The 12,111-nt window shown below is 42.4% G+C and carries 14 protein-coding genes; 7 read left to right on the forward strand and 7 right to left on the reverse strand.

Features of this window, described 5'->3' with window-relative positions; translation table 11 throughout:
• Positions 1–28: 28 nt before the first annotated feature.
• From P8S55_RS08935 to dapD, 5 genes are read right to left on the reverse strand one after another with little or no spacing between them, the layout of a single operon-like run.
• Positions 29–505, reverse strand: a complete 477-nt coding sequence (locus tag P8S55_RS08935; RefSeq protein ID WP_289223869.1) for a Crp/Fnr family transcriptional regulator — start codon at positions 503–505, stop codon at positions 29–31.
• Positions 506–554: 49 nt separating this feature from the next.
• Entirely contained in the window at positions 555–785 is a 231-nt protein-coding gene (locus P8S55_RS08940) for a hypothetical protein (protein ID WP_289223870.1), read from the reverse strand.
• A complete protein-coding gene (gene dapE, locus P8S55_RS08945) occupies positions 786–1,937 on the reverse strand; it encodes a succinyl-diaminopimelate desuccinylase (RefSeq protein ID WP_289223871.1) in 1,152 nt (383 codons plus the stop codon).
• Positions 1,934–2,266, reverse strand: a complete 333-nt coding sequence (locus P8S55_RS08950; protein WP_289223872.1) for a Spx/MgsR family RNA polymerase-binding regulatory protein — start codon at positions 2,264–2,266, stop codon at positions 1,934–1,936. Before P8S55_RS08950 ends, dapE begins: the two co-directional genes overlap by 4 nt.
• A gap of 56 nt (positions 2,267–2,322) precedes the next feature.
• Positions 2,323–3,150: a 2,3,4,5-tetrahydropyridine-2,6-dicarboxylate N-succinyltransferase gene (dapD, locus tag P8S55_RS08955; protein WP_289223873.1), complete on the reverse strand. Its 828-nt coding sequence runs from the start codon at positions 3,148–3,150 to the stop codon at positions 2,323–2,325.
• 85 nt (positions 3,151–3,235) lie between these two features.
• Here dapD and P8S55_RS08960 point away from each other — a divergent pair, with 85 nt between their 5' ends.
• A complete protein-coding gene (locus P8S55_RS08960) occupies positions 3,236–3,607 on the forward strand; it encodes a VOC family protein (RefSeq protein ID WP_289223874.1) in 372 nt (123 codons plus the stop codon).
• Between the two features lie 31 nt (positions 3,608–3,638).
• On the opposite strand, the gene glnD is transcribed toward P8S55_RS08960, so the two are convergent.
• Together glnD and map are read right to left on the reverse strand one after the other, a co-directional pair.
• Positions 3,639–6,260 carry a [protein-PII] uridylyltransferase gene (gene glnD / locus P8S55_RS08965; RefSeq protein ID WP_289223875.1) on the reverse strand — a complete coding sequence of 874 codons (2,622 nt, stop codon included), beginning with the start codon at positions 6,258–6,260 and terminating at the stop codon, positions 3,639–3,641.
• 10 nt (positions 6,261–6,270) lie between these two features.
• Positions 6,271–7,047 carry a type I methionyl aminopeptidase gene (gene map / locus P8S55_RS08970; protein ID WP_289223876.1) on the reverse strand — a complete coding sequence of 259 codons (777 nt, stop codon included), beginning with the start codon at positions 7,045–7,047 and terminating at the stop codon, positions 6,271–6,273.
• Positions 7,048–7,327: 280 nt separating this feature from the next.
• On the opposite strand from map, the gene rpsB reads away from it, so the two are divergent.
• The 6 genes from rpsB (at position 7,328) to P8S55_RS09000 (ending at position 12,107) form a co-directional block, all read left to right on the forward strand.
• Positions 7,328–8,071, forward strand: a complete 744-nt coding sequence (gene rpsB, locus P8S55_RS08975; RefSeq protein WP_289223877.1) for a 30S ribosomal protein S2 — start codon at positions 7,328–7,330, stop codon at positions 8,069–8,071.
• An 82-nt stretch (positions 8,072–8,153) separates the two neighbouring features.
• A complete protein-coding gene (tsf, locus tag P8S55_RS08980) occupies positions 8,154–9,041 on the forward strand; it encodes a translation elongation factor Ts (protein WP_289223878.1) in 888 nt (295 codons plus the stop codon).
• 124 nt (positions 9,042–9,165) lie between these two features.
• The gene (gene pyrH, locus P8S55_RS08985; RefSeq protein ID WP_289223879.1) at positions 9,166–9,888 is read left to right on the forward strand and encodes a UMP kinase; all 723 of its coding nucleotides are present in this window, start codon (positions 9,166–9,168) and stop codon (positions 9,886–9,888) included.
• Positions 9,888–10,445 (forward strand): ribosome recycling factor, encoded by a 558-nt coding sequence (gene frr, locus P8S55_RS08990; RefSeq protein WP_289223880.1) that lies wholly within the window; start codon positions 9,888–9,890, stop codon positions 10,443–10,445. Before pyrH ends, frr begins: the two co-directional genes overlap by 1 nt.
• A 130-nt stretch (positions 10,446–10,575) precedes the next feature.
• Complete coding sequence (gene uppS / locus P8S55_RS08995; protein WP_289223881.1) at positions 10,576–11,310, forward strand: undecaprenyl pyrophosphate synthase; 735 nt, start codon at positions 10,576–10,578, stop codon at positions 11,308–11,310.
• On the forward strand, positions 11,304–12,107 hold the full coding sequence (locus tag P8S55_RS09000; protein WP_289223882.1) for a phosphatidate cytidylyltransferase: 804 nt from the start codon (positions 11,304–11,306) through the stop codon (positions 12,105–12,107). Before uppS ends, P8S55_RS09000 begins: the two co-directional genes overlap by 7 nt.
• Positions 12,108–12,111 lie beyond the last annotated feature (4 nt).

Consider the following 12,111-nt stretch of genomic DNA (forward strand, 5'->3'; position numbering starts at 1 on the left):
CGTTGCGAGAAGATCTAAAAATTCAAGGTTACATGTATTGGTTCGTCACGAAACGGTTCATTTCCATAAAGCGTGTATTGAGTTCACGCTGGAGTTTGTGTGAAGAGCGTAAAATGGCACGCATGACGTGATAAACCGCTGTAGGCTGCGTTTCGATAAGCTTTTCAAAATCAGCACGATGTAAAATGATCGCTTCGCTATCAGCGCGCGATTTGAGGGTCATTGAGTGAGGTTCACCATCAATAAAACTCAATTCGCCAGCTAGTGCGCCAGGCTTTAATGTGGCCATGACCGTTTCATCTTTTTGACCATAGTGTTTGATTACGTCTATTTTTCCGGAAACCAAAACATAGAGTTGATCATCTGATGCGCCTTCTCGGAAAAGAATTTCATCTTTTTTTAATGAACGATGGCTAGATATACCTAATACAGCCAGGCATTCTACTTCATTTAAGTCGGCACCCAGTACCGATTGAGTAATGGTTTTTATATCTTGATCACTCATAGTTGTTCCTTTTGTTATTGCTTTAATTTCAACGCTTTTATTTTGTTGGTTAATACATCAGTTCAACGGGATAGAGCCAATTAAAAACAGCCGTTATGCCATAAATAAAGACAAACACCAGTACAAAGACGATAAAAATCGACAGGGCTTGTTTGTTATCAATGAACTTTTTCTTCCATTCTTCGTTTTTAACCAGCGGCCAAATTAGCCAAATAAACAGCACCACGGCGGCAATCTGGATAAAAATCAAAAATGCTTGCACCGAAAGTGGAAGTTCCATTTAAGTCACCTTGATTAATAAGTTAACGAGTATTTGATAGTAAATATCAGTGAGTTGGTTTAAGTCTGACACACTAACACGTTCGTTAATTTTATGGATCGTATCGTTTAAGGGCCCAAATTCGATGACTTGTGCACCGGTGGGGGCGATAAATCGACCGTCCGATGTGCCGCCAGCGGTAGAGAGTTCGGGACGATAGCCTAAAACTTGTTCAATGGCGTCACCGGTCGCCTGAATAAGTAAACCCTCGGCAGGGGTTACAAACGGTAGGCCAGATAGGTTCCACTCTAACTCGTAGTTTAAGTTAAACGGCGCCAGGCAATCAATAACACCTTGCTTGAGTGTTTCAGGGGTGTGCTCGGTTGAAAAGCGGAAGTTAAACATTACTAAAATATCGCCAGGAATGACATTGGTTGCGCCTGTACCTGACTGAACATTGGATATTTGTAAACCCGTTGGCGGGAAGTAATCATTGCCTTGATCCCACCCTATACCGGTTAAGGCGGCTAACGCGGGCAGGGCTTTATGCACAGGATTATCAGCAAGTTGAGGGTAAGCAATATGTCCTTGTACGCCTTTAATCGTTAAACATCCATTTAGAGAACCACGGCGTCCGTTTTTGATTGAGTCCCCAAGCTTTATATCGCTGGAGGGTTCGCCCACTAAGCAATAGTCAATTTTTTCTTGGCGTGCCTCAAGGGTTTCAATCACTTTAACCGTGCCATTTAGCGCAGGGCCTTCTTCATCGCTGGTGATCAAAAAGCCAATCGAACCTGGGTGATCAGGATGGTCGTTTACAAAACGTTCGGTTGCAATCATAAAGCACGCAATCGCACTTTTCATGTCCGCAGCACCCCGTGCGCAGAGCATGTCGCCCTCAATTTCAGCGCTAAAGGGTGGATATTGCCATTTTTCAACCGGACCGGTTGGGACAACATCGGTATGCCCGGCAAAAACGACCAGCGGTTTGGACTGGCCTTTTCGCGCCCAAAGGTTGGTCACTTCACCAAAGGGCATAGATTCATTTTTAAAACCTAGGTCAGACAAAAAATCAGCGATGATCGTTTGGCAACCCTTGTCGTCTGGTGTCACTGAGTCAATTTGTAATAATTGACGTGCCAGCCTAAGAGTTGGTGTTGTGTTCGGATTCATAAACTTTGATACTCGGCTAGGTTGAACCCAATGAGAATGCGATGATCCGTTTGCAAAACGGGGCGCTTAATCAGGGTAGGTAGTTGGCAAACGAGGGTTAAATCCTGGTTCTCAACCCTGTGTTTTTGTTCATCGGTTAAGGTTTTCCAACTCGTGCTACGCGTGTTGATTAATAGGCTATAATCGACCTGTTTCAACCAGGCCTGGATGATATCAGGGGTTAAACCCTGCTTGCGAAAATCATGAAACTGGTATTCATGACCTTGTAATTCTAAGGTTTTTTTAGCTTTGCGAACGCTGTCACAATTGGCAATCCCATAAAGAATCATAGGCGAGCTCTGTTTTTTCAAGGGCGTTATAAAAAACGCCCTAGCGTGAGTAGAAATTAAATATCGCGTAAAAGTTCGTTGATGCCGACTTTGCCAAGTGTTTTAGCATCTACTTTTTTCACAATTACTGCGCAGTATAAGCTGTACTTGCCATCTTTAGAAGGTAAGTTACCTGAAACAACGACCGAACCAGCCGGCACGCGACCATAATGGATTTCGCCGGTTTCACGATCATAAATGCGGGTTGATTGACCAATATAGACGCCCATTGAGATTACCGAGCCTTCTTCAACAATCACGCCTTCAACCACTTCAGAGCGCGCACCGATAAAGCAATTGTCTTCGATAATGGTTGGCGCGGCTTGTAATGGCTCTAATACGCCGCCGATGCCAACACCGCCCGATAAATGCACGTTTTTACCAATTTGAGCGCAAGAGCCAACCGTTACCCAGGTGTCAACCATGGTGCCAGAATCTACATAGGCACCGATATTGACATAGGATGGCATTAGCACCGTACTTGGGGCAATATAAGCACCACGACGAGCCATAGCAGGTGGAACCACACGAACCCCCGCTGCTTCAAAATCCGCTTGTGAGTAATCGGCAAATTTAGACGGTACCTTGTCAAAGTAACGCGTTTCAGATGAATTCATCAATACATTGTCTTCGGTGCGGAAGGATAATAACACGGCCTTTTTTAACCACTCATTCACGATCCATTTGCCGACCCCTTGACGCTCGGCAACACGCATTGTGCCGGTGTCTAATAAATGCAAAGTTTCTTGAATGGCACGTTTCGTTTCAGCATCAACGTTTTTAGGGGTGATTTCAGCACGACGTTCAAACGCCGCTTCGATAATTTGTTGAAAATCTGCAGGCATAATCTTCTTTTCCACTAGTTAAAATAAAATACAATTTGATTATTATAGCAGTTTTAGTATTCAGGCTAAAGAAAAAGGAGAAGCGATGTCTGGTGTTTTGGGTTTAGATCACGTGAGTATAATAGTTTCAGATGCGCAGCAAGCCTGTAAGTTTTATCAGCAAGTATTGGGCTTGGAAGTGCTTAAAAGGCCTAATTTGGGTTTTCCGGGTTACTGGCTAGGTTTGGGGGATAATCAAACCTTGCATTTAATGCAGTTGCCCAATCCTTATCAAGGCATAACCAGGCCTGCTCATGGAGGCCGTGATCGACACTTTGCGCTGAGGGTTAGTCAACTTGAAACGTTTATAGCGAAACTCGATAGGATGCAGCTTGGTTATACGCTAAGTCAATCAGGTAGAAAAGCGTTGTTTTTTAGTGACTTAGATAACAATGTTATCGAGCTTTGTGAGGTTTAAGTGGTTTTTAGTGAGCGTGTTTAAGTTCCGTTTAGTGAGTAATAGCCCTTATTAGTGTTTGTTTTAAACGTTGGTTTTCATGCTCTTCGAGTGCTTTATTGTCAATACTGCTGATGATAAATGTATCTTCAGCCTTTTCTCCAACGGTGTTGATTTTGGCATCATGCATGCGAATTTCGCACTCACGAAAGGCCTGGCCAATGCGCGATAGTAGACCGGATATATCTTTAGTGGTTATGGTGATTTCTGTTAGATGTTTATTGATTTCACGAAATTCAATATCGGTAGGGGTGTTAAAGTGTTTAACTTGTCGAGAGCGTCGAAGATTAGTCGAGACGGGAACACCATTGGGTTCATTCAGGTTTTTTTTCAATTTATTAGTTATGAGTTGAATAATGGCTGGATCTTCAATCGCAGTCTGGTCGCGATCAAGGAAATAAACCAGTACAAGTGTCATATTTTCTGTGGTTGAGTAAACTTTAGCTTCAACAACATTCAAATCTAAATTGTCAAGGGTTTGGGTTATTTGGCTAAACAAAAAGTCGCGATTTTGCATGTAGATCATGAGTTCAGATGCACCGCGTTGAGTTTTAGCGGTGATGTGAATGCTGACGTCTTGTTGGTGGCGTTGATAAAGTGTTAGTGTTAAGCGGCAAATTTCTATAGGTGTTTGGCGGGTAAAAAAGGCCGACTTTTTTAGTGCATTCCAAAACGCTTGGTAGTCGCTTACAGTCAAGCCATTTTTAGCTAAGAGCTCACGGGCTTTTTCTTGGTGTAATAAAGCTTTTTTGGTTTTTGTTTTGGGTATTTCAAGTGCTTTGTCCAATGCGTGTGATGTTTGGTTGTAAAGGTCAAGAAGCAGTCCATTTTTCCAGTCATTCCAAACATCGTCAGAGGTTGAGCATATGTCAGCAACGGTTAGCAAGTAGAGATAGTTGAGGCGATCTTGTGTGCCGACAAAGTTTGAAAAAGCTTGGATTACAGCGGGATCACTTAAGTCTTTACGTTGAGCGACACTTGAAAGCTCTAGGTGATAGCGAACAAGCCAGGTAACGAGTTTGGTGTCAGACTCATTTAAATTATGTTGTTGGCAAAATTGGAGGGCGTCTTGTGCACCGAGTATCTCATGCGCACCATTTCGACCTTTAGCGATGTCATGAAATAAAGCGGCTAAAAAAAGTATTTCAGGTTTGCAAATATTTTTAGTGATTTGGTGTGCAGTTGGGAATTCGAAGGCATATTCTTTGATAAAAAAACGTCTTAGATTACGGATAACCAGAAGCGTGTGTTCGTCAACGGTATAAGCATGGAAAATATTGAATTGCATGAGTCCAGTAATTTTATGGAAAGCTGGAATGTAGGCATCCAACAAACCGTAGCTGTGCATGCGTTTTAGCGAGGCATTAATGCCTCTTGGTTGGCGAAGTATTTCTATAAATAGGGCCTTGTTGATTGGGTCGCGTCGAAAATCCTCATCAATAAGGTGGAGGTTTTCCCGGAGTAGGCGGATAGTACGTGCACGAATGCCTGCGATACTTGGATCATTTTCTAAAATAATAAAAATTTCTAAAAGTGCACTGGGGAAGTATTGAAAAACTTTCTCTGAGCGGATGTCAAGGTATTGGTCGATGAGTTGAAAACGCTGGTTAATATTGGTAATTGTTGGGGTTTTTAGGTCACAAAGCTCTTCGTTGAAGTGTTGAAGGAGTATTTCATTTAGTTTTACAACAGAGCGCAAGTTTCGGTAATAGCTGTTCATAAATTGTTCCACAGCTAGTTTTTCAGGCGAGTCTTGGTAGCCAAAATTTTCTGCAACGTCTTGTTGGTTGTCAAATGAGAGTCTGTCTTCACGCCGTTTTTTTAAACGGTGCAATAGAAATCTAACCCGACTTAGAAACTTATAAGCGGCATCGAGTTCGCGAAATTCTTCAGGCGTAATAAATCGTTTTTGCACGAGCTGGTTAATGGACGTTGCATTAAAATGGCGTTTGGCAACCCAAAAAAGCGTTTGGATATCGCGAAGCCCCCCTGGACTCTCTTTGATATTGGGTTCAAGTTGGTAAACCGTGTCATGAAAACGTTTATGTCGTGCTTGTTGTTCGGCCATTTTGCCATGAAAAAAACGATGGGTTGGCCAAAAATCGGGCTGTTTCCAAAGGGATTGTAGTTGTTCAAATAGGCTATAGTTGCCAGTTAGCCAGCGTGCCTCAAGTAAGTTAGTCGCGGTGGTGATATCGTCTTGCGCTGCTTGAGTGCACTCGTCTAGGGTGCGAATGGCGTGGCCGACCTCAAAGCCTATGTCCCAAAGTAATGTTATAAACTGACTTACCTGTGTGTTGTCTGTTAGAGAGGTTTTACATAGAATCAGTATGTCAATGTCGGAGTAGGGGTGGAGTTCATTGCGACCATAACCCCCTACCGCGAGAAGGGTGAAATTTGCGCCATCAAAATTGTGTTGCCAAGTTTTTTTGAGAATTTGGTCAACAAATACAGCTCGCTCTTTGACTAGTTCAGAGACAGGTGTGCCTTGATCATACTGGTTAAACTGATGCTGGTTAAACCGTTTAAGCATGTCACGACCGGTTTTCACGACCATCTCCGGTTGGTGTTTTAGTGCACTTAAGAAGTTGGGGAAATCAGTTTGACTTGGCATGTGTTTCCTTTTAAAAAAGAGGGGTCTCACCTGGTCGGAGCGTGAATATCTCATAACCTGTTTTGGTTACAGCTAACGTATGTTCCCATTGTGCCGATAAGCTTCGATCTTTGGTGACAACAGTCCAATTGTCACCTAGCAGTTTAACATCTGATTTTCCAAGGTTAATCATGGGCTCAATGGTGAATGTCATGCCGGGTTTAAGAATGATTTCTTTAAGGTCATCCGAAGCATAGTGAAGCACTTGGGGTTCTTCATGAAAGTCTTGACCAATGCCATGCCCGCAGTATTCGTGAACAACCGAGCAGTGATTAGCGTGTGCATGGTTTTCGATGGCGAGAGCTACATCAAAAAGTGAGGCCTGAGGTTTTACCTCAGCGATACCTTTCCATAGGCATTCATAGGCTACCTTGCAGAGTCTGGAAGCAAAGGGTTTAACCTTGCCGACTTCAAACATTCTGCTTGTATCGCCATGGTAACCGTCTTTAATAACAGTGACATCAATGTTAATGATGTCACCTTTTTTCAGTTTTTTATCACTTGGAATACCGTGACATACTACCTGGTTAATGGAGGTGCAAATAGATTTTGGAAATCCACGGTAGTTTAAGGTTGCTGGAACACTACCTTGAACTTCGGTCATGTAGATGTGGGCGCGCTGATTTAATTCATCTGTGCTAACCCCTGGTTTAATATGGGGTGTCAGCATATCTAAAACCTGCGAGGCAAGTTGGCCTGCAATGCGCATTTTTTCAATTTGGGTAGTCGATTTTAAAATAATAGTCATAATTAATAAGTAGGATAAAACAAAAATTAAAGTCTAACAGAATTTAAGCCTTACAAGAATTTTACAAGTTTAAAAGTTGTTTATTTATCAAGATTGCGCTGGAGGCTTGTTTATTTTGAAGCACTATGGTATAAATGCGCCGCTTATCAAACTTGGTGAGTATCATATATTAAATCACACGTTTACTGAAACCTAGAGCGGGGTGCCAGCCTGAATGTTAACCAGGCCTGGTTCGTTTTAGATGGGTAAACGGAGGCCTAACCCAAAATTGGAGAAAAACATGGCAAAAGTTACTATGCGTCAAATGCTTGAGGCAGGTTGTCACTTTGGACACCAAACACGTTATTGGAACCCGAAAATGGGTCAGTATATTTTTGGTGCGCGAAACAAAATTCATATTGTTAACCTAGAGAAAACACTTCCTATGTTTAATGATGCCTTGAACTTTGCAGGTTCTGTTGTTGCAAATAAAGGTAAGGTTTTGTTTGTGGGTACTAAGCGTGCAGCACGTGATATCGTAGCTCAAGAAGCAAAACGTTGTGGTATGCCTTACGTCAACCACCGTTGGTTGGGTGGCATGATGACCAACTTCAAAACGATTAAGCAGTCTATCAAACGTTTGAAAGAACTTGAAGTTATGGCTCAAGATGGTACCTTTGAAAAAATTACCAAGCGTGAAGCGTTAACTTTAACCCGTGAGCTAGATAAACTTGAACTATCTTTGGGTGGTATCAAAGATATGCGCGCAATGCCTAACGCTATTTTTGTTATCGACACCGGTAATGAGGATATTGCAATCCTAGAAGCTAAAAAGCTAGGTATTCCTGTAATTGGTGTGGTTGATACTAATAACTCACCTGATGGCGTTGATTACATTATTCCTGGTAATGATGATGCTATTCGTGCTGTTAAGCTTTATCTTGAATCAATGGCTGATGCGATTATCGAAGCTAAAGCCAGTGTGACAACAGGTGTTGCGGATGAATTTGTTGAAGCAGCAGAAGAAACTGCTCAAACCGCCTAAGGCGTAATATTGCATGTTACCAGGCCTGGGAAACCAGGCCTGGTTGTTTCTACTCTATTGAATTTAAAACAAGGATCAAAAAATGTCAGTTACAGCGGCTATGGTTAAAGAATTGCGCGAAAGAACAGGCGCAGGCATGATGGATTGTAAAAAAGCATTGAATGAAACCCAGGGTGATATCGAAGCAGCCATCGAATTTTTGCGTGTTAAAGGTATGGCGGGTGCTGACAAGAAAGCGGGGCGTGTTGCCGCTGAAGGTGTTATTGCTATTGTTATTTCTGACGACAAGAAGAGAGCAGCGATTGTTGAAGTAAACTGCGAAACGGATTTTGTTGCCAAGGGTGATGAGTTCAAGGGTTTTGCTGATGAAATTGCACAGCTTGTTCTTGATAATGGTCTAACTAACCCTGAAGAATTAGAAAAGCAAACAATGAAATCAGGTAAAACGCTTGACGAGACACGTCGTGCGATGGTGGCGAAAATCGGTGAAAACATGCAGATTCGCCGCGTTGAGATTGTTGAAGTGGATAACGGTGAGATTGGAAGTTATCAGCACGGCGAAAAAATCGGTGTGGTTGTTGCAATGAGTAATGGCAATCATGCTTTAATTCGTGATGTAGCAATGCATGTGGCCGCTTCGAAACCACAAGCCATCTCTTCAGCGGATGTCGACCCTGCTATTCTTGATAAAGAACGTAATGTATTAACTGACCAGGCAAAAGAAAGTGGTAAGCCTATTGAAATTATCGAAAAGATGATTGAAGGTCGTATCCGTAAATTCTTGGAAGAAATTACCCTGTTAGGTCAGCCGTTCGTTAAAGACCCAGATCAAACTGTTGAGAAACTATTAAAGTCTCATGATGCCGTTGTTTCTAGATTTATTCGTCTAGAAGTGGGTGAAGGGATTGAAAAAGAAGTATTAAACTTTGCTGATGAAGTAGCCGCAGCGGCGAAAGCAGCACAAGGTTAATTTTGTTGCAATCAGGTCACTGTGCTTTTGGCTCTGTGGCCTGAGGGTTTAGTTAAATAGTGCAAGTTTTTACCGATGATGTAACACGGTTAGTTTATCGGTAAAGGTTTGAAAAGAGGTTGCGATGGATTTGAAGTATAAGCGCATATTATTGAAGTTCAGCGGTGAAGTTTTAATGGGCCGTGCTGATTTTGGTTGGGATATAAATGTCTTAACTCAAGTTGCTGAGCAGGTCAAATCAATTCGCGCTTTAGGTGTAGAAGTCGCAATTGTTGTTGGCGGTGGCAATGTGTTTCGTGGTGCGCAAGTTCAATCAGATAAGATTCAACGCAGCACAGCAGATCAAATGGGTATGATGGCAACCGTTATGAATGCTATTGCGTTACGCGATGTGTTTGAAAGTATGAGCCTAACTACGCGGGTAATGAGTGCGCAGGCGATGGCTAGCGTTACTGAGGGTTTTAGTGCGAATGCCGCGCAAAAAGCACTTTCGGCTGGTGATGTGGTTGTTTTTGCCGGCGGAACAGGTAATCCTTTTTTCACAACGGATACAGCGGCGGCGTTGCGTGGAATTGAGGTAAATGCTGACGTTGTTTTAAAAGCAACTAAGGTTGATGGTATCTATGAAGCGGATCCATTTAAGAACCCTGATGCTAAGCGTTACTCTAAATTAAGCTATACGCAAGTCATTCAGAAAAACCTTCAGGTTATGGATTTAGCTGCGTTTGCTTTGTGCCGTGATCATGCTATGCCGATTCGTGTATTTGATATGTTGAAAACAGGTGCTATAGAGAGAATTTTGCAGGGTGAAGATGAAGGCACTCTGGTTACGATAGGAGATGAATAATGTTACAAGATATTCGTGAAGATGCAAAACTGCGCATGCAGAAAAGTTTAGAAACGCTAGAGGGTAATTTTGCTAAAATTCGCACGGGTCGTGCTCATCCTAGTATTTTAGATAGTGTTAGAGTCGATTATTATGGTTCAGATGTACCTGTTAGCCAAGTGGCGAATGTAAATGTTGAGGATGCACGCACTTTAACGGTTCAGCCTTGGGAGTCGAATATGTTGCAGAAAATTGAAAAAGCAATTATGACTTCTGATTTGGGTATTAATCCTGTAACGACCGGTAATATGATGCGTATCCCTATGCCGATGTTGACCGAAGAGCGTCGTAAAGAGTTTGCAAAATTGGCGCGTTCAGAAGCAGAAAATGCTAGGGTTGCTGTGCGAAATATTCGCCGAGATGCGAATGGAGATGTAAAAAGTTTATTAAAGGGTAAAGAGATTACTGAAGACGAAGCGCGCCGTTCGGATGACGATATACAAAAGCTTACTGATCAATTTGTTGGGAAGATTGATAGTATGTTGGTTGAAAAAGAAAATTCTTTATTAGAAATTTAATTCGATATTTATGTGCGTTTACGGCATAATCTTAGTGTTATTCTTTTGATAACGGCCCGATCGGGCCGTTATTTTTATCCGGTGTCAGCAGTTGCTACGCTTAAAAACTTTAAAAGTTACAGGGTATAATTTGTCTAATTTAGAACTAACCCCACCGATTCCTCAGCATATTGGCATTATTATGGACGGTAATGGCCGCTGGGCAAAAAAGCGTTTTTTGCCTCGATACATAGGTCATCAAAAAGCAAGAACAGCGGTACGTAAAACCGTTGCACATTGTGCAAAATTAGGTGTCAAAGCCCTGACACTCTATGCGTTCAGTACTGAAAACTGGAAGCGACCAGCCGATGAGGTAACCAAGTTAATGTCATTGTTTTTGGATGCATTACAACGCGAGGTTGCAAAATTGCATCAGAATAATGTTCGCCTTCGAGTTATTGGTGATCGTAGCGCCTTTAGTGATGCAATGCAAAAGCATATTGACCAAGCTGAAGTTTTAACAAAAAGCAATACGGGTTTGGCATTGAATATTGCGGCTAATTATGGGGGGCGTTGGGACATAGTTGAGGCATTTAAATCCTGGCACCAGGCGCACCCTGATGAAACAATTTCTAGTTTAACCCCTGATGCTATCGCACCTTATTTGGCTTTAGCTGATTTGCCTGAACCTGATTTAATGATTAGAACGGGCGGTGAGCAGCGTATAAGTAATTTTATGGTTTGGCAAATGGCTTATGCTGAATTTTATTTTACTGACCGATTATGGCCTGATTTTAATGAAGCGGATCTTGAGTTGGCGATTATTTCTTATCAGCAACGTGAAAGACGTTTTGGTCGAACCAGTGAGCAGGTAGCTAAATGTTAAAACAACGTTTAGTAACCGCTATCGTTTTATTGGTTGTTGCTTTATTTGCGCTTTTTTTTGCTACGCCTTTAGTTTGGCAGGCTTTGGTGGCTGTTTTGGCCGCTATTGCGGCCTGGGAGTGGTCGCAGTTCGCACGCATTAAGCGATCTCTGGTTAAAGTTGGGTTTGTGGTGATAACGCTAGCTTCACTGCTATTAATGCTTGTAGCTGACTTGCAGGCCTGGCTGGTTGGATTGGCGATAATGCAGTTAGTGATTGTTATCTATAGTGTTACTCGATTTCAGTTAACGGGCGGGCAGCCTCTTCTTCAGCAGCCATTTATTAACCTATTTGTGGGTCTTGTGTTTATAGTCAGCTTTTCAATGGCATTAGTTTGGATGCGAGATGTTTATCCTGTAGAACTGTTGCTGTTAAGCATGGTTATGATTTGGTTGGTTGACACGGGAGCTTATTTTGCGGGTCGCCGGTTTGGTAAGCATAAATTAGCTGTGCACGTTAGTCCGGGTAAAACCTGGGAAGGTGTGGTCGGTGGCGTGATGCTAGCAATGATTGTTGCCTGTGTTATTTGGTTTGTTGCGCCGATTGGTTATCAACCAGGCCTGGTTGTGTTTGTATTGGGTTTATCCCTGATAGCAGGTTTATCAGTCTATGGCGATTTATTTGAAAGCTTAATGAAGCGGCAAGTAGGTATTAAAGACAGTGGTAAAATTTTGCCCGGTCATGGTGGTGTTTTGGATCGGATTGACAGCTTATTGCTTGCTCTTCCGTTGTTTTGGTTTTTTTGGTCATTTGCATAGGACT

It is taken from the genome of Thiomicrospira sp. R3 (assembly GCF_029581415.1).
GTDB lineage: Bacteria > Pseudomonadota > Gammaproteobacteria > Thiomicrospirales > Thiomicrospiraceae > Thiomicrospira.

What these genes read in the sequence shown, in the direction of transcription:
- P8S55_RS08935 (WP_289223869.1), bottom strand. Translation starts at nt 505, where the DNA reads ATGAGTGATCAAGATATAAAAACCATTACTCAATCGGTACTGGGTGCC.
- P8S55_RS08940 (WP_289223870.1), bottom strand. Translation starts at nt 785, where the DNA reads ATGGAACTTCCACTTTCGGTGCAAGCATTTTTGATTTTTATCCAGATT.
- dapE (WP_289223871.1), bottom strand. Translation starts at nt 1,937, where the DNA reads ATGAATCCGAACACAACACCAACTCTTAGGCTGGCACGTCAATTATTA.
- P8S55_RS08950 (WP_289223872.1), bottom strand. Translation starts at nt 2,266, where the DNA reads ATGATTCTTTATGGGATTGCCAATTGTGACAGCGTTCGCAAAGCTAAA.
- dapD (WP_289223873.1), bottom strand. Translation starts at nt 3,150, where the DNA reads ATGCCTGCAGATTTTCAACAAATTATCGAAGCGGCGTTTGAACGTCGT.
- P8S55_RS08960 (WP_289223874.1), top strand. Translation starts at nt 3,236, where the DNA reads ATGTCTGGTGTTTTGGGTTTAGATCACGTGAGTATAATAGTTTCAGAT.
- glnD (WP_289223875.1), bottom strand. Translation starts at nt 6,260, where the DNA reads ATGCCAAGTCAAACTGATTTCCCCAACTTCTTAAGTGCACTAAAACAC.
- map (WP_289223876.1), bottom strand. Translation starts at nt 7,047, where the DNA reads ATGACTATTATTTTAAAATCGACTACCCAAATTGAAAAAATGCGCATT.
- rpsB (WP_289223877.1), top strand. Translation starts at nt 7,328, where the DNA reads ATGGCAAAAGTTACTATGCGTCAAATGCTTGAGGCAGGTTGTCACTTT.
- tsf (WP_289223878.1), top strand. Translation starts at nt 8,154, where the DNA reads ATGTCAGTTACAGCGGCTATGGTTAAAGAATTGCGCGAAAGAACAGGC.
- pyrH (WP_289223879.1), top strand. Translation starts at nt 9,166, where the DNA reads ATGGATTTGAAGTATAAGCGCATATTATTGAAGTTCAGCGGTGAAGTT.
- frr (WP_289223880.1), top strand. Translation starts at nt 9,888, where the DNA reads ATGTTACAAGATATTCGTGAAGATGCAAAACTGCGCATGCAGAAAAGT.
- P8S55_RS09000 (WP_289223882.1), top strand. Translation starts at nt 11,304, where the DNA reads ATGTTAAAACAACGTTTAGTAACCGCTATCGTTTTATTGGTTGTTGCT.